The organism is Paenibacillus sp. B1-35, from assembly GCF_050474385.1.
Taxonomy (GTDB): Bacteria; Bacillota; Bacilli; order Paenibacillales; family Paenibacillaceae; genus Paenibacillus_B; species Paenibacillus_B alvei.
Genome location: NZ_JBCHVJ010000005.1, coordinates 24,592 through 47,302, shown reverse-complemented (window position 1 = coordinate 47,302; position 22,711 = coordinate 24,592). Strand labels below are relative to the sequence as shown.

At 34.8% G+C, this 22,711-nt stretch carries 19 protein-coding genes; 18 read left to right on the top strand and 1 reads right to left on the bottom strand.

What is annotated here, in order from left to right:
- Positions 1-129 precede the first annotated feature (129 nt).
- Positions 130-1,008: a UTP--glucose-1-phosphate uridylyltransferase GalU gene (galU, locus tag ACQ5BJ_RS16985; RefSeq protein WP_430111659.1), complete on the top strand. Its 879-nt coding sequence runs from the start codon at positions 130-132 to the stop codon at positions 1,006-1,008.
- 61 nt (positions 1,009-1,069) lie between these two features.
- Here galU and ACQ5BJ_RS16980 read toward each other — a convergent pair whose 3' ends face one another.
- Entirely contained in the window at positions 1,070-3,550 is a 2,481-nt protein-coding gene (locus tag ACQ5BJ_RS16980) for an O-antigen ligase family protein (RefSeq protein ID WP_430111657.1), read from the bottom strand.
- A gap of 212 nt (positions 3,551-3,762) precedes the next feature.
- Here ACQ5BJ_RS16980 and rfbA point away from each other — a divergent pair, with 212 nt between their 5' ends.
- The 17 genes from rfbA to rfbB all read left to right on the top strand — a co-directional run bounded on the left by rfbA (position 3,763) and on the right by rfbB (position 22,711).
- A complete protein-coding gene (rfbA, locus tag ACQ5BJ_RS16975) occupies positions 3,763-4,650 on the top strand; it encodes a glucose-1-phosphate thymidylyltransferase RfbA (RefSeq protein ID WP_430111655.1) in 888 nt (295 codons plus the stop codon).
- A complete protein-coding gene (locus tag ACQ5BJ_RS16970; RefSeq protein WP_430111653.1) occupies positions 4,647-5,435 on the top strand; it encodes an ABC transporter permease in 789 nt (262 codons plus the stop codon). The genes rfbA and ACQ5BJ_RS16970 overlap by 4 nt, the downstream gene beginning before the upstream one ends.
- Positions 5,436-5,454: 19 nt before the next feature.
- Positions 5,455-6,777 (top strand): ABC transporter ATP-binding protein, encoded by a 1,323-nt coding sequence (locus tag ACQ5BJ_RS16965; RefSeq protein ID WP_430111651.1) that lies wholly within the window; start codon positions 5,455-5,457, stop codon positions 6,775-6,777.
- A gap of 14 nt (positions 6,778-6,791) precedes the next feature.
- Positions 6,792-7,904 (top strand): hypothetical protein, encoded by a 1,113-nt coding sequence (locus ACQ5BJ_RS16960; protein ID WP_430111649.1) that lies wholly within the window; start codon positions 6,792-6,794, stop codon positions 7,902-7,904.
- Position 7,905: 1 nt separating this feature from the next.
- The gene (locus ACQ5BJ_RS16955; protein ID WP_430111647.1) at positions 7,906-9,612 is read left to right on the top strand and encodes a glycosyltransferase; all 1,707 of its coding nucleotides are present in this window, start codon (positions 7,906-7,908) and stop codon (positions 9,610-9,612) included.
- A 5-nt stretch (positions 9,613-9,617) separates the two neighbouring features.
- Complete coding sequence (locus ACQ5BJ_RS16950) at positions 9,618-11,816, top strand: glycosyltransferase (protein WP_430111645.1); 2,199 nt, start codon at positions 9,618-9,620, stop codon at positions 11,814-11,816.
- 39 nt (positions 11,817-11,855) lie between these two features.
- Positions 11,856-12,764, top strand: coding sequence for an NAD-dependent epimerase/dehydratase family protein (locus ACQ5BJ_RS16945; protein WP_430111643.1), 909 nt, complete (start codon positions 11,856-11,858; stop codon positions 12,762-12,764).
- Between the two features lie 28 nt (positions 12,765-12,792).
- Positions 12,793-14,865 (top strand): hypothetical protein, encoded by a 2,073-nt coding sequence (locus tag ACQ5BJ_RS16940; protein ID WP_430111641.1) that lies wholly within the window; start codon positions 12,793-12,795, stop codon positions 14,863-14,865.
- Positions 14,866-14,885: 20 nt separating this feature from the next.
- The gene (gene galE, locus ACQ5BJ_RS16935; protein WP_430111639.1) at positions 14,886-15,911 is read left to right on the top strand and encodes a UDP-glucose 4-epimerase GalE; all 1,026 of its coding nucleotides are present in this window, start codon (positions 14,886-14,888) and stop codon (positions 15,909-15,911) included.
- Positions 15,912-16,033: 122 nt separating this feature from the next.
- Positions 16,034-16,597 carry a dTDP-4-dehydrorhamnose 3,5-epimerase gene (gene rfbC, locus ACQ5BJ_RS16930; RefSeq protein ID WP_430111637.1) on the top strand — a complete coding sequence of 188 codons (564 nt, stop codon included), beginning with the start codon at positions 16,034-16,036 and terminating at the stop codon, positions 16,595-16,597.
- Between the two features lie 182 nt (positions 16,598-16,779).
- Positions 16,780-17,130 (top strand): hypothetical protein, encoded by a 351-nt coding sequence (locus ACQ5BJ_RS16925; RefSeq protein ID WP_430111635.1) that lies wholly within the window; start codon positions 16,780-16,782, stop codon positions 17,128-17,130.
- Between the two features lie 16 nt (positions 17,131-17,146).
- Positions 17,147-18,259 carry an FAD-dependent oxidoreductase gene (locus ACQ5BJ_RS16920; RefSeq protein ID WP_430111633.1) on the top strand — a complete coding sequence of 371 codons (1,113 nt, stop codon included), beginning with the start codon at positions 17,147-17,149 and terminating at the stop codon, positions 18,257-18,259.
- Positions 18,256-19,227, top strand: coding sequence for a glycosyltransferase (locus tag ACQ5BJ_RS16915; protein WP_430111631.1), 972 nt, complete (start codon positions 18,256-18,258; stop codon positions 19,225-19,227). Before ACQ5BJ_RS16920 ends, ACQ5BJ_RS16915 begins: the two co-directional genes overlap by 4 nt.
- 20 nt (positions 19,228-19,247) lie before the next feature.
- Positions 19,248-20,024: an NAD-dependent epimerase/dehydratase family protein gene (locus ACQ5BJ_RS16910; protein WP_430111629.1), complete on the top strand. Its 777-nt coding sequence runs from the start codon at positions 19,248-19,250 to the stop codon at positions 20,022-20,024.
- Entirely contained in the window at positions 20,021-20,830 is an 810-nt protein-coding gene (locus tag ACQ5BJ_RS16905) for a sugar phosphate isomerase/epimerase family protein (protein WP_430111627.1), read from the top strand. Before ACQ5BJ_RS16910 ends, ACQ5BJ_RS16905 begins: the two co-directional genes overlap by 4 nt.
- A gap of 24 nt (positions 20,831-20,854) precedes the next feature.
- Positions 20,855-21,673, top strand: a complete 819-nt coding sequence (locus tag ACQ5BJ_RS16900; protein ID WP_430111982.1) for a glycosyltransferase family 2 protein — start codon at positions 20,855-20,857, stop codon at positions 21,671-21,673.
- Positions 21,674-21,694: 21 nt separating this feature from the next.
- Positions 21,695-22,711: a dTDP-glucose 4,6-dehydratase gene (gene rfbB, locus ACQ5BJ_RS16895; protein ID WP_430111625.1), complete on the top strand. Its 1,017-nt coding sequence runs from the start codon at positions 21,695-21,697 to the stop codon at positions 22,709-22,711.

Sequence of the window (22,711 nt, the reverse complement as noted above, 5' to 3'; positions counted from 1 at the left end):
ATATCTTTTGTTGTCAGTATCGAGTAAATCATACTACTTCTTTTTGTCCCTATAGTTTTATGAGGATGTCATGTATACTAGTATGGTAATTATATGATTCGGTATTCGATAATCACTGGAGGGTCAGAAATGAAGATTAGAAAAGCGATTATACCAGCTGCAGGCCTAGGTACTCGATTTCTGCCTGCAACAAAAGCCATGCCAAAAGAAATACTTCCTATAGTAGACAAACCAACGATTCAGTATATTGTTGAGGAAGCTGTTGATTCAGGTATTGAGGATATCATCATAGTTACAGGTAAGGGGAAGCGGGCAATCGAGGATCATTTCGATAATTATTTTGAACTTGAACATAATCTGTTGGAGAAGGACAAATTAGCGCTGTTAGAAGAAGTACGGAAATCTTCAGAGATGGCAAACATTCATTATATCCGGCAAAGAGAGCCTCGGGGATTAGGACACGCGATTTGGTGTGCTCGAAAATTTATCGGAAATGAGCCGTTTGCTGTTCTACTCGGTGACGATATCGTACAAGCAGAGGTACCTTGCTTGAAACAAATGATTGACGTATATGATCGTTATGAGTCCTCGGTTGTTGGTGTACAGCCAGTTCCTTGGGAGCAGGTATCCCGTTATGGACTCGTAGCGGGCTCAGCTATAGAAGAACGGATCATTCGTGCAGAACAGCTTGTAGAGAAGCCGGACAGAGAGTCAGCACCATCTAACTGGGCCATTATGGGGCGTTATATACTTACACCGCGTATATTTGAATTGCTAGAACAGCAAGAAGCTGGAGTTAATGGAGAGATACAGCTTACTGATGCGATTGCGCAGCTAAGCACGGAACAGAGTGTATTGGCTTATCATTTTGATGGTCAGCGGCATGACGTTGGTGAGAAACTCGGCTTTATTGAGACGACTCTGCATTACGCACTGCAGCGTCCAGAGCTGCGGGGAGATTTGTTGGAATATATGAAGCGTATGATAGTTGAGTATGAAAAGGAATAATTGACACATGCAAAAAAACGGCCCTTTTTATGGGGCCGTTTTTTTAAGATGCATTATTACCCTACTCAGCTTTAAATCTCATTCCTGCGATTTGGTCAATCTGCTCTTTTTGGTCTGACCCTAGTGCAACAAGTTTGTCATACCAATTTTGATCTACTTGCCCCTGTTGGATCGTTGCAGCTACGTACCATCGTGCGAGCTCACGGTTGTTCTCAGGGCTGTTCGCAGGGTCGTTCGAGTTAGTTAAGTCCTCTTGTAAGTATGGCTTCATCGCTTCAGCTGCCTTAGCGGGATCACCCTTCATTAAATATGCGCGCCCAGCATTCATAGCCATACTAGAAGTAACGTAAAATGGATTACCTTGAAGCTGTCCTTTCGGCAATGTCTTCAAGTGCTCCACGCCTGCCTTAACATGCTCAAACGCGGCGATGACCTCGTTCAAATACCCATCTTTTTTGTCTGGTGCTGTTGATATAGCTTTATAGCCCTCACGTAAAGCCTTATCCATATATTCACCGTACCATTTCATGTCCCAAGGGAAGTTGGATGCGTTTTGAGAATATACGGTATAGACTTGTTCGTCTAGCCCCTTTGTGTTATATAGCTTGATTAGCTGCAAGAGCAGTGACTTATTATGAGGGTTATCCTTCAGTGCATTTTTCAATACTTTTTCTGCTTCTACGTAGAACTGCTCATCTTTTTGTTGTTGATATACTGACATGTATAGATTCGCCTCAAAAGCTGCGTATTCCGGATGAGTGGAGCGTATGCTCTTAGCCTTTCTTAACTGAACCATCGTTTTGGTAAAGTCTTGAGTTGTAAGGACAGTTTCTTTCGCGCTTGCAAACGAGCTTGATGCCTGTACAAAGAGCATGGAAGTAATGAAAAGACCAATACCAATTACTCCTAGAATACTTGTCAATGCAATTTGGTATGTTTTTTGCGTACGTTTCTCGATTGGTTTTGACTTAATGGATGCAGTCATCCCCCCAAGAGATATGAAAACAAGTATACCAATGTACACATAACTCATGTTAAAGTCCATTGCACTGTGAATAAGAATACTCGTTGATAGAATGAAGTACAAAAAATAACTGTCGCGTTCTTGATCATTGGCTTTTACATATGATCGGATATAGTGCCAATAAATATAGATTAGAAAAGCTAAAAGAATAAGCATACCGATGATCCCGGTTTCAACTAAGTATTGCATATAAAAACTATGTGCTTGCTGAATATCATAGGGATTGTTTTCATATTTCGAATAAAGCGCGGCCCAAGCGCCTCCGCCTGCACCAATTAACGGGTAATCCGCTACGAGTTTCAGTGAGTCCTTATAAAAAGTAATCCGTTCAAGCACACTATGTTGTTGAAAATTAATAGTTTCCAACCGTGTTGCAATGTTCTCAGGAAGCATGTTTTTCACATTCGTTCCAACAAGAATAAACAACAGCAAACCTGCCAAAACTGCTCCGCCGACAGGAATTAGGAAACTTCCCCATCGTTTATTAGAAATTGCAGTTGTTCTTCGTTCTAACCACGGCGAAATCCAGCGTTCAAGTACATAAGAAATTGCTGCAGAGAGCAAAGAACCAACTATGATATAGGCCCAGCCTCTCAAAGAATCAGATACGGAAAATTCTTTCTGAACCCGTAGACCAATCTCAGTAACTGGATTCAAAACAAGAACCGTAATTACTCCGCTGATAACTAAATGTATAAACCACATCAATTGACGATATGGCTTTAAAAAAACTAGTACAACTATAAACGCAACGGGGAGGAGAAGTAATCCACCACGAGATAAAGTTAAAAAGATGGATAACATAATAGGTACAATCATAAATGCATGAACGGATTTCCCCCACCATTTTTGAGACTTACTAATGAAGAATAATGCTCCCAATAGAAATGCCATAAGAAAACCAGCGTATGTATTTGCATATTGGAAGACAGATGTAAGTCGCTCGCCATTAGAGTCACTCATAACTGCATTCAAGTATGCTCCCGATGACGTTGTCGAAACCCCCAGCCACTTTATAATTGCCGTTACACCAGATCCATTTCCTAACCAATGAAACAATCCAAAAAAGACGACGATATAAGAAATGATAATGATAGCTAGATTTAATGTTCGATTTACGACACCATCTTGCGCTATAATGGAAGAAGCGACAAAAAATATGCTATACATAAGCATGATAACTAGCATGTTGATTGCTAGATAATTTGATGCTGCTGTTATCAAAGATAACGCAAAGCTGGCAGGTAATAAGAATACGAAGAGAGACAATATGTCTTTGCGGCTAGACCATTTAAATTGCTTCCAACCAACAGCGATGGCTATCATTGCTATAATGGCGGAGAATAATGCAGCTACATATATTGGTTGATCGAATTCTGCCATTTGTCCGTTAAATAATGCAACTTTAAAGGTAGACCAAAGTAAGAATAAGATGATGACTCCAAGCAGTAGCCAAGGCGTTTTGGAGCCTTCGCTGTTTTTTTTGGCTTTGGAGCCAGTATATCCATAAGTCGACAATTTTTACGCTCCTTTACTTTTTGGTGTTGTTTATTATTTTATCATACTATTTGATATCTAACGCAACTGTAGTATTGTAACACGATATTACTATGCTGTATGTTAATAAAATTATTTTACATTGTCTATCTGTATTTATAATAATTTTAGATATTTGTACTTTCCATGATTCAGAACTAATAGGGTGAAAAAATAAAAAGGGTGGGGATATTATGAAGGGCATAATTCTAGCAGGTGGTTCCGGAACCAGACTTTATCCAATCACTAAAGCAACATCAAAGCAGATGACACCAGTTTACGATAAGCCAATGATTTATTATCCACTTTCAGTATTAATGTTGGCGGGCATTCGAGATGTATTAATTATTTCCACCCCTCGTGATTTGCCGCATTTTGAAGAGCTTCTAGGAAGCGGGAAAGACTTAGGGATGAACTTTGACTACGCAGTACAAGAGTCACCAAATGGACTAGCTGAAGCTTTTATAATCGGAGAGGACTTTATAGGTGACGATAAAGTAGCAATGGTTTTAGGAGATAATATTTTTTGGGGTCAAGGATTCTCGGGCTGCTTAAAGGAAGCCGGTAATTTAGAGAACGGTGCTTGTATCTTTGGGTATTATGTACAGGATCCATCTGCATATGGAGTCGTTGAATTCGATACTAATGGTAAAGTAGTATCTTTAGAAGAGAAGCCGAAAGTTCCTAAATCTCATTATGCGATACCGGGTTTATATTTCTATGATAATACAGTCGTAGAAAAAGCAAAAAAGTTGGAATTTTCAGCAAGAGGTGAATTGGAAATTACGGATTTGAACAGGGTATATATGGAAGCAGGGAGCCTGAATGTAAAGTTGTTGGGTAGAGGGATGGCATGGTTGGATACAGGAACGCATGATTCAATGCTAGATGCATCGAATTTTGTAGCTGCTGTCCAAAAAAGACAAGGTACTTTCATTGCTTGCATTGAAGAAATTGCATTTAGAAATGGATGGATAAGTAAAGAAAAATTAATTGAACTGGCCGAACCCTTATTAAAAACAAATTATGGACGCTATTTAATTGGATTGAGTCACATGAATGATACTCTGGAGGGCCAATGAATTTTTTAAAAGAAATCTTTCAGTATAAAAGTACTATTTTAAGTTTGGCAAAAAATGATTTTAAAAATAGATATGCTGGCTCATACTTAGGGGCGTTATGGGCCTTTATCCAACCTTTAATCACGATCCTTATATTTTGGTTTGTATTTGAAGTTGGCTTTAGAGCAACTCCTGTAGAAAATGTTCCTTATCTAATCTGGTTTATTTGTGGAATTATTCCTTGGTTCTTCTTTTCAGAAGGTATATTAGGTGCAACGATGAGTATCGTGGATTATAACTACTTGGTTAAAAAGGTAATGTTTAATATCAATATATTGCCAATGGTAAAGCTGGTGGTTGCTTTATTTGTACATTTGTTTTTTGTTGTTATGTTATTTGCCGTATGTTTCTCGACAGCTATTCCTATAACTTTGCATAGTGTTCAAATTATTTATTATTCGCTCTGTATATTTGTTTTTTCTTTGGGAATATCATATTTAACTGCTTCCTTAGTACCTTTCTCTAAAGATTTTGGACAAGTTGTTGCGATCGTTTTGCAATTCGGGTTTTGGTTAACACCGGTTGTATGGAATTACGAAATTCTTTCTCCTACATTACTTCAATTTTTTAAATTGAACCCTGCTTTTTATATTGTTCAAGGTTATCGTGATGCATTAGTTTATAAGGTTTGGTTTTGGGAAAGACCATTAAGTACTCTTTTCTTTTGGGTTTCAACTGGGGTTGTCTTTTATATCGGGCGATTTTTGTTCAGAAGACTAAGACCTCATTTTGCGGACGTGTTATAAATAAGGGAGGGGGACATTTATGGAAATAATTAAAGTTAATAATGTATCGAAATCATATAAGATGTATAGTCAGCCAACAGATAGATTGAAAGAGGCCTTAAGTCTAGGTGGTAGAAAATACCATCGAGACTTTTTTGCACTTAATGATGTCTCTTTTACTCTTTCAAAAGGTGAAAATGTTGGGATTATAGGGAAAAATGGCTCTGGAAAATCGACATTGTTGAAAATAATTACTGGCATTATTCAGCCAAGCACTGGAAACGTAGAAGTATTTGGGCGGGTGTCAGCTATTTTAGAACTAGGTTCTGGCTTTAATCCAGAATATACAGGTATCGAAAATATATATACTTATGGATTAATTGTTGGTATTCCAAAGAAAGAAATGGATGCGAGGATTGAAAATATCATTGAATTTGCAGACCTCGGTGATTTTATAAATCAACCCGTAAAAACATATTCGAGCGGTATGTATGCCAGATTAGCATTTTCAGTTGCGATAAATATTGATCCCGATATTTTAATTGTTGATGAAGCGCTATCAGTTGGTGACATGAGTTTTCAACATAAATGTATGAATAAAATGAAGGAATTGATTGAACAGGGAGCGACAGTCATCTTTGTTAGTCATGATACCTTTGCGATAAAGAGTTTGTGCAGTCGATGCATTTATCTCGAGAACGGAAATGTAAAAGCCGACGGCAATGCTATTGAAGTTACAGATTTATATTTAATGGATACTAGAAAAAAAATATACAAATCAGAAGCAGAAGAAATTGCAAATGTAAATGCTGATGCATCTCGTAATTTGCAAGATCAATCAATAGACACTAGTGAAGAAATAGTAGAACAGCAATCAGAATCCTCATTAGATAATTCTGATTTTGAAAGCTTACGCTATGGTACAGGTGATGTTCGTATCAAGAAAATAGCAATGAAAAATAGAGACGGTAATGTAGTCGATCATTTTGAATTCGGTGAATTGATGACAATAGAGATTCATCTTAAAGCATTTAAAAATATAGAAAATTTAAATTGTTGCATTAGGATACGTGATAAAAACGGGATAGATGTTACGGGTACGACTACATTTGAGGAAAAGATAAAGTTCCCCGTTTTTAAAGAAAGTGAAAATATGGTAGTGAAATTTGTGTCCCCCAATTTATTGAAGCATGACATGACTTTTAGTTTGGGCGTCACTATTAATGATACAAGGAATATTGCTGATCAGACGATTTTAGATCACGTCGATTTAGGTTATTCGTTTAAAAGTGTTTATAATCCTCAAAGGCCAGTATGGTATATGTATTATCAGAATTATGATATCGATTACGAAATTGACTAGGGAGGAAAATGATAATGGGGACTTCGAATTGGCAAAATGTATCTTTTTGTGTTGATTTGATAAGAAGAATCAATCCTAGATCAATATTAGACGTCGGTGTAGGTTTTGGCAGATGGGGCATTATCTCCAGGGAGTTCCTGGATGTTTGGAACGGGAAGGTTGAAAAAGATAGCTGGGATATTCATGTCGAAGGAATTGAAGCTTTTCCTACAAACATCGAAAATTACCATAAAGAATTTTATTCAAAAATATGGACACAAGATGCGAGAGATTTTTTTAAAACATGTAGCACAAAATACGATCTAATAATTTTCGGGGACGTACTGGAACATTTTTATAAAATCGAAGGGTACGAACTACTGGATATTGCCTTAAAAATATCAAATTTCGTGATGATTAACATACCAATTGGTGAAGATTGGGAGCAAGATGCTCTGTATGGCAATGAATATGAGGAGCACAAAAGCGAATGGGAGTTAGAAGATTTCGAAAAATATTCGATCGTTAGAAAAAGAGTATTTAAGGACTTCATAGGTAGGGACTTCGTTACTGTTTTGTTATCGAGTATGCGTATCCCGAACAATGAATTATTATATCAACACAATATGGATAATGAAATCAAAAACGCAAAATATGAGTTGGATTCATTGAAAAAATATATAGAATTCCTAGAATATAAAAAACAGGATAGTTCGAGCGAATTGGAATCTATTCTGATTGAAGGGGAACTGAAGATATTGAGTTCGAAAAAAAATGAGAAATTTCTAACTAAAATAAGAGTTTGTGATTCTTCAAATGCGAATACCCAGGGCAGTGAGGTTTGGATATATCATATCTCATCAAATGAGATTCCAGCGTTGGATTTGAAAAAAGTGAAAAAAGATGAGTATTGGATGACTAGAAATGATCGCGAGGCAACGACAGGAGCTTGTTTAATTGCAAGTCAACATGGTGCGGAAATAGAATTTGAAATAATTGGGGATACACTTAACTTGAAATGCTTATCACATCCTTGGAGTGGTAGTGTGGAAATTATTGTTAATGATGACGAGATGTTGAAAGTAGACTTGTATAGTAAAAATCAAAAGATAATAGATATCACGATTAATTTAAAGGATGTAGATTAATGTGAATATTTGCTTAGTTTCCCGCGAATTATATCCTTTTCAAAAAGCGGGCATTGGCGTTTATGTTCATAATCTAACTAAATCACTGGCCAAGAATGGAAATAAAGTTTTTATTATTACCTCAAAGAGCAATCAAATTGAGTGTGCTTTAAGTAAACACTATCAAGAACCTAATATTAACATTATAGGTATTGATCTTGAAAAGGAATCGTCTATAATAGATGATTTTAGTTTAGCTTATTCACTCGGGGTCTATCATCAATTAAAAAAGCTAACGAAAGAAGAAAAAATAAGTTTAATCGAATTTGCAGATTATTTTGGGGAAGGTTTCTATTCTTTGCTCTATAAGCGTGTTAGAGATGAGTTTAGCAATATTCCTTTTGTTGTAAAATTGCATGCACCAACTTATGAATGTAATATTGCTAATCAATTGTGTACACCGGAAACTCGCCTAACATTGCAAGAAGATTTCGTAATTAAAAACGTTGATTATATATATGCTATAAGTAACTTTATGAAAAATACGATTTCTACTCGCTTAGAACGAAATGATATTGATGTTGTATACAATATGATTGATACACCCGAACCAGGAGCAATAGAAATCGGTGAAGAGCAATTATTGCAAAATAAGTATGTATTATTTGTTGGACGACTAGAAGAACTTAAAGGTATAGATATATTTGTAAGAGCAGCTCTTCAAGTTTTAAATGATAATGATGTTAATTTTGTGGTTGTTGGCAGAGATATAAAGAATCAGAACAGCAATAAAATGATGAAAGATGAAATGCTTGAAATAATTCCAGGCGAATTGCATCATCGTTTTATATGGAAGTCTCCAATGGCTCAAGAAGAGCTGATGAATTATTATCGGCATGCTTATGTTAGTGTATTTCCATCTAGATTCGAAGGATTTGGCAATGTATGTGTTGAAGCAATGAGAGCAGGATCACCAGTAATTGTAAGCAATAATACTGCTTTAGTGGAAATCATAGGTAAGAATTATGGTGTTTCTTTTAATAATGGTGATGCTAGAGATTTAGCTCATAAAATAAATTTTATGCTTGAGAATGAACGTTATAGAAATGAGTTATCAAAACGATCTGAAGAACGTTCAAAATGTTTTTCTATAGATGATTTGTACCCAGCTCAAATTGAGTATTACGAGAAGATTATTAATGAATTCAAAAATGTACCTAAAAAAAAATTGGAGGGACTCCAAGAAATTATAATACTTGAATGTACAGATCGAATTAAGTATTTATTGCAGGAGAGTTTGAGAGTTACGAAGCAACATAGAATCGATTATACGAAAATAGAAGAAGAAAACAACAGGTTGATTGGAGAATGGGATAAAAATAAGGAATACATCGAGTTATTAAGGAATGAATTAATTAAGATGGAACAAGAAAATAGTCGCCTCCTAAATGAATGGGAAAAGCTTGTTCTGCAAAAAAATGAGTTGATTAAGGAGTATGAATTACAAATAGGCAACATAAAAGGAAAAATGAATAATCACCTTCAGGAATTAGAGGATACTAAGTTATTACTAATGAACAAGCAAACGCTGCTAGACGAATTAACATATAAGAATGAAGAGTTAACAAATAAAAATGATGAACAATGCCGAAATATAGAAGAGCTAAGACAAATGTTACAAAGTAGAAAGTTTCTAATTAAGCAAATAATAAGAAAGAGAGAATATTAACCCAAATGAAAATATGGTATTTAACTAGTGAATATCCACCTGATTTTGGTGGAGGAATTTCAATGTATATCGAGCAAGTGGCAACATCTTTTTCAAAAGAAGGGCATGATGTAACAGTTATTGTAAGAGATTCACATCAATATGCAATCGAGTATCCAAACAAAAATTTACGTATATACCGTTTCCAGCATATGCTGGGAGAACAATATCAATGTTTAGGATACTGGGCTGCATTGTCGTACCAGTATGCAGAGGAAACGTTAGATTTAATCGATAAAGATGGTAATTCGCCTGATATTATAGAAGTGCAGGATTACAACGCTGTTGGATATTATTTGCTGCAAAGAAAGTATTTGAAGGATCCGAGACTGGAGAAAACTAAAATTGTTGTGCATCTTCACACACCTACCTTCGAATTAGCTCGAATTAATCAATTGCCAAGATACGAATTTCCAACATACTGGATTGGTCAAATGGAGAAATTTTGCATAAATGCTGCCGATGCCATTGTTACACAAAGTGAATTTCTCAAACAAAAAATCCAACCATTTGCCCCACATAAAGATATAAAGGTTATTTCGCTTCCATTTAATACGGCATCCCAGCCGATTTGGAATCCGGAACATAAACATACGACTGATTTATTATATTTGGGAAGAACTGAATACCGAAAAGGTGTGATTCAGTTATTAAATGGGATGGAAAGATTATGGCTTAAAGGTGAGAAGTACAAGCTCACTCTATTGGGTGGAGACACCTATTTTTCTCCTAGGGCAGTTAAATTAGGTGAATGGCTTAAGAAGAAGTACGAACGCTGGATACAAAATGGACTATTGGTCTTTAAAGATTCAGTGAAGCCAAGTCAATTAAATGAGGAATTAACAAATGCAAGAATAGCGGTGATACCATCTTTATACGAGAACTATCCGTATAATTGTATCATTTCAATGAACTCTGGCACTCCAGTACTAGTATCTAGTAGTGGTGGTCAAGCAGAGATGGTATCGCTTCATGAAAAAAATGGTTATATATTTGATTGGGATATAAAAAATGATTTCGAATCAAAGGCATTAGAATTACTAGAAAAGGAAAACGCACAATTACAGGTAATTGGAAAAAACGGATATGAACGTATTAGAGAGTTATGCAATATTGAATCTAATTATCAAAAGCGTCATGAATTCTATAGACAAGTTCTTAAAAAGGAGAATATAAAACTATATCCTGTTAGCCAATCAATTCCATTAAAATCGGAAACGATAAAGGAAGTTGAAAGTAAGAGGGGATTACTGTCCATTGTTATTCCTTTTTACAATCTTGGTGAATATCTCCTTGAGACCTTGGACAGTGCTTTAAAAATTACTTATGAAGATTTTGAGATTATCATTGTGAACGACGGATCGACAGACGCTAAGTCAAAACAAGTGCTACACGATATAGAAAAAATGGATAATCAAAAAATCAAAATATTGAATATTGAAAATGGCGGCTTAGCAAATGCAAGGAATGTTGGAGCTATGCATGCAAATGGAGAATACATAGCTTTTCTGGATGCAGATGACCTGATAAATAAGAGTTTTTACGAGAAGGCAATTGATCTATTGGATACTTACGCGAATATTTCATTTGTATACAGTTGGGTGGAGTATTTCGGTGCCCGCACAGGAGTTTGGCCGACATTTAATACTGAATTCCCGTATTTCATAGGAATGAATATGTTGACAGCTTTTGTAGTTGTGAGAAGACAAGATTTTATTAATTTTGGATTAAATCGAACGATTATGGAGTATGGACTAGAGGATTACGAAGGTTGGATCGGTATGTGTGAAAATGGATGTTCCGGCATAAGTATACCAGAACCATTAGTGCAATACCGAGTTAGACCAGAATCAATGTCCAGACAATTTAATCGAGATATGATTGTATACTTATTAGATCAATTGTCACTGCACCACCCAGAATTATATAGGGAGCATGGCTTGGAAATATATAATTTATTAGTTGCGAATGGGCCAGGATACCTATGGAATAATCCTACCTTTGAACATCCTCCGGTTGAATATTCAAATGGCCAACAATCGGTAAGTGATATTCAACAAAACAACATGATGAAATATGAGTTAATGAGAGTAGCGAATTCTAAGTGGGGGAATAGATTAATTAAAATCTTTTTGAAATTGAAGATAAACAAAATGTTCAAATGATGCAACTTGCTTTCTAAAGAATAAAAAGGGGTACCGTCAATGAATGTACTAGTTTTAGGTGGGAACGGCTTTATCGGTTCGAACTTATGCCAAGAATTATTGAAACAAAATCATAATGTAAGGATCTTAGATCGAAGTATCAAAAATAACAACATTCACTATATGTCTAATGTTGAATTCATAGAAATTGATTATGTACAAACGGAAGATTTTACACCTTATCTTAAAGGGATTGATGTTGTCTTTCATTTAATTAGTACAACTATCCCCTCCACTTCAAATGAAAATAAGATATTTGATATAAAGACTAATGTGTGTCCTACATTACAGTTGCTTGAAGATATTGTTAAAACAGGGCATATTAAAATTGTTTTCCTTTCTTCAGGTGGGACAGTTTATGGCGATACACACCTTGAAGCAATTCCCGAAGAACACCCATTAAACCCGATATGTTCATATGGTATCCAAAAATTAACAATTGAGAAATACTTACATTTTTATAATCATGAGTACGGATTGGATTATTGTATAGTACGGTTATCGAATCCGTATGGTAGAGGACAAGACGGAAGAAAAGGACAAGGTGTTATCCCTATATTTCTTAATAAAATTTTAAAAGAAGAAGAAATCCAAATTTGGGGAGATGGCTTGACTACACGAGATTATATATATATAGATGATGTGGTAGATGCTTTATGTAAATTACTAAATTATTCGGGACAACAAAAAGTGTTTAACTTAGGTTCAGGAATAGGACATACACTGTTAGACATTATTGAAGCTATATCAATGGAAACAATGAGAAAGGCTCACATTCAGTATTTGGATGCCAGAAGTATCGATGTGAAAAGAAATGTTTTGGATATCACAAGGATAGAAAGAGAACTATTGTGGAAACCAGAGGTTTCACTAAATGAAGGCATTCACAAGATACTTCTGTTCGAGTAAATTTAATGCCCAAGGGAGAATTGGAGCAATGAATAAGAATCATACGTTGTTGCTAAAGATAGTTAACTTTGTTGTTAGCCTTATCATAGCGATTTATCTATATGGACTGTTACAGTTACCTCTACTAAGTATTTTATTTATCACAATAGCCTTAACAGTTTTCATGGAATTTTTGATTTCTAGGGTGCCTGAGGGGTATCAAATAAAATTCAAATTCCCAACAATACTTCTAGCTATTTGTTTATCTTTATTGTTTACAAGTATATTTAGCGTTGCGTATCTACAAAATCTTAACGAGACAAAAAACATCACGGTAGAGATTACCCCTTTGTCAGAAAAAAATATAAATTCTAAGTCCAATGAAGTTTGGGTGAAAAGAGTTTCTGTTGCCGGTAAAGAATTGGATCTTTTAAGTATGGATCACAATGAGAATTGGCAATTTAAAAATAATATGTTACTCCATAATTCCAGTCAAAGCAGTGATTCATTAAAATGGAATTTGAATGTATCTGGAGAAGTTGGCATAGAATTTGTATCCCATGATTGGTCTGGAAAAGTTAAAGTGAGTATCAATAACAATGAGCAAGTTATTGATCTCTATAACGAAAATCAAACTACAACTACAGTTTCTGAACAAAATAAAATACGTTGGATGAGTGCGTTTAATCTAAAATCGGTACTGGTTTTTATAATGCTTTTATATTTGTTTTATAAAATTCTTGTATTTATTCAGTATCAAATTTCCGGTTCTCCAAAATTTGCCTGGTTCGAAAAGGTTGTTTTATATTCACTACCATGTCTGATTTCTATATGTTTTTATTGGATAGTGTATTTCCCGGGGTTAATGAGTGCAGATTCAATCAATCAATGGGGACAGTTCACGACATTTGATTTTAATAACAATCATCCTGTTATTCATACCCTATTCAATTGGTTAGTAACGAGAATATGGTTATCCCCTGCTATGGTAGTTCTATTTCAGGTTGCTGTCTTGTTGGCAGCACTAGGCTTAGGAATGGCCACTTTAGATAAGATTGGTGTGAAAAAGGGATATATCTTATCGGCTAGCGTAGTTACTGCATTACTTCCTTCGAACGCCATGATACCTATTAGTTTATGGAAGGATGTACCCTATAGTACAGCATTGTTGTTTCTTACAATATTTTTTATCTGGTCAGCCTTTAACATGATTAATCTTAATAAGTTCAAATGGCAATTTTGTTTGAGTTTAATATTAGTTTTAGTAGGGACACTGCGACATAATGGGCTTCTTCCGATGATAGGTGTTATCCTAGTTTTCATCTGGTTATATAGAAAAGAATTAAAAATTGTACGAAATATTATTGTTATGGTGGCATTAGGGGTGTTTTTGGTGACATATCCACTTAATGCGCTTCTTAATGTCAAGCCTACAGAGGATTGGTTTAAGATTTCCGCTAGTGTACATCAATTAGCAGCAGCAATTTCAGCAGATTTCCCTTTTACTGAGGATGAAAAAAGTATACTAAATGATATTTATCCACTCGAAGAATGGAAGAGTCATTATTATCCTTACAGTTCTGACCCATTAATTTATCATTCTGATATTGATAAAGAAAAACTGCAACAGCATACAAGAGATATATTGAATATTTGGTTTCATGTTTTGAAACAAGATCCTATGATCCTGATAGAGCATCAGCTCAAATTAACATCAATTATATGGGAGATTGTGCAGCCTGTAGATTCGTTTACTTATACGACTCAAAGAGGGATAGATCCAAATGATTTGGGATTAGTGAGTAATACGAAAACCCAAACATATAGAGAGTCTGTTAATAAATTCTTAGAAATTACTGAAAAAAGAGAACTTAACTGGTTACTATGGAGAGGCGGTATTCAGTTATATATTATTATTTTAGGGATGATTGTATTTCTATATAGGAAGAAGGGTTTATTATTTTTATCTACTCTTCCAGCTTTATTAAACACCGTGGGGTTAATGTTGACGACTCCTGCACAACATCTTCGGTATGTATATTCTAATATATTAATAGCTCCAATTATTGTATTGTGCTGTATTTATCTTATTGGCAAACATCGTGAAGAATCAAATAATTAAGATATGAAAGAAGGACTATTATGGCAATATTAGTTACAGGAGGAGCAGGATATATTGGGAGTCACACCAGCATTGAATTAATCAATGCTGGGTACGACATAGTAGTTATTGATAATTTTAGTAATTCAAAACCTGAAGTAATTGAAATCATTAGCGAAATCACGAATAAAAAGTTTTATTTTTATGAAGGGGATGTGGAAAATAGAGTCTTACTTAAAAAAATTTTTGAAACACACCAGATTGAAGCTGTTATACATTTTGCCGGTTTAAAGTCTGTAAGTGAATCAATAAATGATCCTTTGGGATATTATAGTATCAATGTGGGTAGTACACTAATATTGTGCGAGGTAATGAGGGAGTTTGGAGTAAAAAAACTAGTGTTTAGTTCATCCGCTACAGTATATGGTGATCCGCAAATACTACCGATATCAGAAGACTGTATAACTACAACTAAAAATCCATATGGATATTCGAAATTGGTTACTGAGAATATTCTGAAAGATTTGTTTATATCTGATCAGGAGTGGAGTATCGGAATATTAAGATATTTTAATCCTATCGGAGCTCACAAAAGTGGATTAATTGGTGAAAATCCAATTGGAGTCCCAAATAATTTATTGCCTTATATCGCAAAAGTTGCAATAGGCGAGTTAGAATGCCTAGATGTATTTGGTGGTGATTATGACACTTGTGATGGAACGGGTGTTCGCGATTATTTGCATGTTGTTGATTTAAGTTTAGGTCATATCAAAGCTCTTGAACATATTCTATCATCAACTGGAGTAGATATTATTAATCTTGGTACAGGAATAGGCTACAGTGTACTTGAAGTAATTAGGGCTTTTGAAAAAGCCTCTGGTAGAAAAATAAAATATCGAATTGTAAACAGACGATCTGGTGACGTTGCTAAATGTTATGCGGATACGAACAAAGCAAAAAATGTTTTAGGTTGGGTTGCAAAAAAAAGTATCGATGATATGTGCAAGGATTCTTGGAAGTATATTTTAAATAGCGAAGGTAGAGTAGGGGCAAATTTTCATATTTAAAATATGTTGTTATAAACTCTAATGACAATAAAGTTGAACTCTTAACAAATATACAGTAGATATTTATTCGGCTACTTTTCCTTAGCTGATTAATATAAACTGTAAGGTTTAGGAGGGGGATTATGAAAGTAATTAATACAAAGTTAAAAGGGCTTCATATTATTGAGCAGGATGCTTTTCGTGATCATCGAGGCGTATTCATAGAAAGTTACAATGAAGCTAAGCTCAGGGAGCAACAAATTGATCATTATTTTGTGCAAGATAATTGTTCGTTATCTAATGATGTTGGCGTTGTCCGAGGTTTGCATTATCAACTTAATCCTAAAGCACAAACTAAACTAGTTTATGTTGTGTCCGGTGAAATCTATGACGTTGCTGTTGATATTCGTAGAAATTCACCAACATATGGTCAATGGGTTGGAGTTGTTTTGAATGAAAAGAATAACAAACAATTATTAGTACCGAAAGGTTTCGCTCATGGTTATTGTACGTTAGCTCCCAATACAATTGTAATATATAAAGTTGATGAAGCTTATTCACCAGAACATGAGCGAGGGATATATTGGAATGACCCTACGTTGGGAATTAATTGGCCTGTAAAAGAGCCGATACTCTCTAAAAAGGATCAACATGCACCTCTTTTAGAGAAATCAGAAAACAACTTTATTTTTGACTATGAGGAGTAATTAGATTTAAAGTTTGATCTTGCCTTTATGTTGAATTGATAAAAATACTATCAGTATTGTGATCTCCGTAATAGAGGTGCAGTTAAGTACATTATTAATAAAGCAATATCGTATTTAGAAATATATTAGGTAAATAGGGGGGAGAGAATCAACCTCCTTTTTACTAATTGGGAGAAGCAAAAATGATGATTATCTATATGCTATTGTCAGTAACTTTAAATATAGCTGCACAAATTACTCTAAAATACGGGTTAAACAATATTAAGTTAGACAATTTTTCGGTAGAAAACCTATGGCGTTTATTATTTTCTACACACATTTGGTTTGGTGCTTTACTTTATGGATTTAGCTTCTTTATTTATCTTTTTGCACTTTCTAAGGGCGAATTGGGTAGAGTTGCACCTGTTGCACAGGCATTAACAATTGTGGGGATTTTTTTGAGCTCCATTTTTATATTCTGTGAACCTATTACAATGACAAAACTAGTAGGTGTATTAATTTTGGTCATAGGGGCTATTGTAATTTTTATATAGAGAGGATATGTATTTCTTGAGATTCGATTACGTAATTTTTGGCGCAGGTATTTATGGACTTTATGCTGCTCACACATTAGCCAAACGTGATTTGAAAATAGCTATAGTTGAATATGATTCTGAACCTATTCAGCGAGCTAGTTATATTAATCAAGCTCGTGTACATAATGGATATCATTATCCGAGAAGTGTTTCGACAGCAGCAAAATCAGCTAGTTATTACGAAAGGTTTGTAAGAGACTTTTCCTTTGCAATTAACGATAGATTCAAAAAAATATATGCCATTTCTTCAAATGATTCATTAACTAATGCGGAACAATTCTCGAAATTTTGTGAATATGTCAACATACCTGCGAATGAAGTCAGTAGCAAAACTTACTTTAATCCTGGCACAGTTGAAGCAACGTACGAGACGGTTGAATACACTTATGATGCAGCGATTATCCGGAATTGGTATAAAGAGCAATTAGGAGAAATGAAAAATGTTGAAATCCTTTATAATATGGATTTAAAAACAGTGGAAATAAACAATGACGAATATATATTATCATTTATGAACGGAGCCATCATTCATGCTCCGAGTGTGTTGAATGCGACTTACGCAAGCACTAACCAGATACTAGAAAAATTTGAATTTGAATTATTCAGAACAAAATATGAGATCTGCGAAGTAATATTAACAGATGTTTCGGCAAATATCGGGAATGTTGGGATTACAGTTATGGACGGACCGTTTTTTTCAATAATGCCGTTTGGGGAAACAGGTTTACATTCACTTACATCTGTGGGTCATACTCCTCATGAATCTTGTTATGATTCATTACCTAGTTTTTCTTGCCAAGTTGGAAATGATCTTTGTACACCAACACAATTGGCTAATTGTAATAATTGTGTATCTAGGCCCCAAAGTGCCTGGTATCGAATGCACCAATTATCTAAGAAATATTTAATTCCTGAGATAGAAGTTTCTTATAAAAAATCATTATTTGCTGTAAAGGCTCTAATAAGTGCTTCAGAATTAGATGATTCCAGGCCAACCATTATTAAAGAATTTTCTAAACACCCTTCTTTCATATCTGTTTTTTCGGGTAAGTTTAATACTATTTATGATTTGGAGGAAGTATTGTGAAAGAACAAGTATTTATATCTGTAGTAATATATACACATAATGATGAAACAATTATTGAAGAGACTTTAATTAATCTTGATCAGGCTGTAAACAGAGCATTCAAGAATTATGAGATAATTGTTGTTAATGATTGTAGTGAAGATACCACTCTAATAAAAGCAAGAGAAGTGAGTAAGCGTATTAATGGAGATACAACAATTATTAATCTTTCAAGAAAACACGGCGTTGAACATGCTATGATGGCTGGCTTGAACCGTTCAATGGGGGATTTCGTTTATGAAATTGAATCTGCAGTAGTGGATTACCCCTTAGAGCTAATTCAAGAAATGTTTAAAACAGCAACAAAAGGCGGATTTGATATTGTTGCTGCTTCTTCTGGATTAACTTCATGGAAGTCAAAAATGTTCTATGCGCTACTAAATAAATTGTCTTATCTTCAACTATCATTATCAACAGAAAATGTTCGTTTGGTTACGAGAAGAGCGTTAAATTCTATGCTGAATTTAAAGGAGAAAGTTAGATATAGAAAAGCTTTGTATGAGTACACTGGATATTCAAAAAAATTGATAAATTATAATTCGTCGACCAATAATCCAGTTAAATCTAAACAACTAAATAGAGAGAATATCTCTCTAGCCCTTGATGCGTTAGTCTCATTCTCAAATTTTGGTTTGAAGATGTCTCATATACTCTCTAGTTTGTTTTTTGTGTTTTCTGTTTTTATGGGAAGTTATGCCCTCTATAATTACTTTTTTAACAAATCAGTTGTTCAAGGATGGACGACTTTAATGATATTAATTTCTTTTGGCTTTGCAGGTATTTTCTTTATTGTAGGTATAATCGGAGAATATATCTCACGTATTCTAGTTGAACTCCAAAATAGACCATTTTATAGTACAAAATCTGTTGAAATGTATAAGGAAAGGGAAAATTTGGCTTTTGATGAAGTGGCAGTTACTAAAGAATAGATGAAGGTGAGGGGATTGTATTGAAATCATGCTTGATTGGTTATACGGGATTTGTAGGTTCTACATTAATGCGAAAGGCTCATTTTGATGATCTATATAACTCAAAAAATATTCATGAAATCGAGTATAAGGAATATGATTTAATCGTATGTGCAGGAGCACCTGCTGTCAAATGGCGAGCTAACCAGGCTCCAGATGATGATCTTGAGAATATTAAAAAGTTAATGAAACATATAGCAGGTGTTAAAGCTAAACAATTTGTTTTAATATCGACTGTAGATGTTTATCAATATCCAAATGATGTGGATGAAACTACTCCGATCAATTCTAATGCGACTGATCCATATGGACGTCATCGATATTATTTAGAAGAGTTTGTAAAAGAAAAATTTGAAAATGTCATGATTGTAAGATTACCAGGCCTATTTGGAGAAGGATTAAAGAAAAATTTCATTTATGATCTTATTCATAACAACTGTCTTCATTTAACTCATAATGAAAGTAATTTCCAGTTCTACAATATGGAACACATTTGGAGTAATATTCAAACGGCTCTTAACCATAATTTGAAATTGGTTAATTTTGCAGTTGAACCTGTAATGGCGAGTGAAATTTCCAAGTTTTGCTTAGGTGAAGAATTCGATAACATTACAGAAAAGGAACCTGTAAACTACAGCATGAAAAGTATATATGCCAATATTTTTTGTAAGGAAAGTAGTGAATATATCACTCATAAACAAGATGTATTGAATGATATTCGTGATTATATCCAAAAGGAGAAGTCGAAGCTTGTATGAATGTTTCAATATCAAATATTGCATGGGATCCTGCTGAAGACGAGGAAATAATCGGGATACTTAAAGATTATAGGGTCAGAGGACTAGAAATTGCTCCGACAAAAGTGTGGGATAACCCTATTGATTGCGATCCTTATCAAGTAGAACAGTACAAAGGCTATTGGCTTAAGGAAAATATTAAAATTATAGCTATGCAATCACTTCTTTTTGGTCAAAATGATTTACATTTATTTCGCGAAGAAAACTCACGTCAAAAAATGAAAAACTATCTATTCCGCATCATTGAACTTGCTGGTAGATTGGGTGCAAAATCCCTTGTTTTTGGATCGCCTAAAAATAGATTGGTAGGGGACTTGACAAAAGTAGAACAATATAATATCGCTGTTCCTTTCTTTCATTCAATAGGTGAGTATGCAGTAGAAAACAATGTCCAATTTTGTATCGAGCCTAATCCAGTTCAATATGGTTGTGATTTCATTACACATTCATCAGAAGGATTGGAACTTGTTGAGGCAGTTAGCAGTAAAGGGTTTAAATTGCATTTGGATGCTGCGGGAATGTTTTTGGCAGAAGAAGATATATCAAAAGCGTTAGAAAAAAGCTTTCCATACTTAGCTCATTTTCATGTTAGTGAACCTTACTTGGAGTTAATAGGTTCATCTCGAGTACAGCATCATTGCTACTCTAGGACACTGAAGTCTTTGGGATACAATAATTGGATATCTATCGAAATGAAAAATAACTTAAAATCATCTAATGCTGAAAGTGTCAAAACAGCATTGCAATTTATATCAGAGATATACTAAAGGAGATTTAAATTCGTGATCGAAATGGATTGGGAAGTACCTAAATACAGTATCACTGAATTTTCAGAGAAAAATCATAAATACTGTGTGTGCGTGCCTGTCATAAACGAAGGTGACAAAATAAAAAAACAGTTAGAAAGAATGTCTCCTTTTGTAGAAAACTTGGATATTATCATTCTTGATGGGGGAAGTACTGATAATTCTTTAGAACCATCTTTTTTAAATCGAATAGGAATCAGAGCATTGTTGGTTAAACAAGACAAGGGAAAGTTAAGTGCACAGCTGCGAATGGGATTTGCATACGCTCTACAACAACAATATGAAGGTGTTATAACCATCGATGGTAATAATAAGGATAGTGTTGAATCTATTCCATTGTTTATAGAAAAATTAGAGCAAGGTCATGATTTTATTCAAGGCTCTAGGTATGTCCCGGGAGGAAAGGAAATAAATACGCCATTGTCAAGGAAACTCGCGATTAAGTATATCCATGCCCCATTCATTTCGCTGTTATCAGGTTTTAAATATACTGATACAACAAATGGGTTTAGGGGGCACTCGGCTAGGTTTTTACTTTCCGAACACGTGCAACCTTTTCGAAAAGTTTTCGATACGTACGAGTTGCTTGCCTATTTATCTGTCCAAGCACCCAAATTAGGATTTAAGGTTACGGAAATTCCAGTTACTAGAACATATCCTGTTGGAAAGATACCAACAAAGATAAGCCCATTACGAGGCAATATACTTTTGCTTCAGATTTTATTAAATTTAATGAGAAGGAAATATAACGTTAAGGGTACTTTAAATCATAACGATAAAATCGAATATAAGAAAGATATTTAGTTTTTTAAGGAGGGAGATTCTATGAAATTACTCGTAACTGGTGGAGCGGGTTTCATCGGTAGCAACTTCGTTTTATACATGCTAAACAAATATTCTAACTATGAAATCGTTAACGTAGATGCATTAACATATGCTGGTAACCTTGAAAACTTGACTGAAATTCAAGATAACCAAAACTATCACTTTGTAAAAGCAAATATTGCAGATGCGCAAGCTATGGATGAATTGTTTCGTGAGGGTGTTGATGTAGTCGTCAACTTTGCTGCTGAATCTCATGTAGATCGCAGTATTTTAGATCCTGAAATTTTTGTGAAGACTAATGTGCTAGGAACACAAGTATTGCTTGATGCCGCAAAAAAATATGGTGTTACCAAGTTTGTTCAAGTATCAACCGATGAAGTGTACGGATCATTGGGGGAGACAGGGCTATTTAGCGAAACGACTCCATTGACACCGAACAGTCCATACTCAGCGAGCAAGGCTGGGGGGGATTTGCTGGTACGCGCGTACCATGAGACGTTCGGCCTTCCAATAAATATTACGCGTTGTTCGAATAATTATGGGCCTTATCAATTCCCTGAGAAATTAATCCCATTAATGATTGCGAATGCCCTGAACGATAAACAGCTCCCGATTTACGGAGACGGGCTTAACATCCGTGACTGGTTGTACGTCGAGGATCATTGCAGTGCAATCGATTTAGTAATTCACAAAGGATGTAATGGCGAGGTCTATAATATAGGTGGGAATAATGAGCGAACCAATATTCATATTGTTAAAACGATTTTAGGACACATTGGGAAGCCAGATTCCTTAATCAAATACGTCGAAGATCGACTCGGGCATGATCGTCGGTATGGAATTGACGCAACTAAGATAGTGACTGAGCTTGGCTGGAAGCCAAAACATACCTTTGAAACAGGAATTCAAGAAACAATTGATTGGTATTTAAATAATCGGTCATGGTGGGAAAGAATCCAGTCCGGAGAATATCAAAAATTTTATGAAAAACAATATGGGAAACGGTTGGAAGATTAA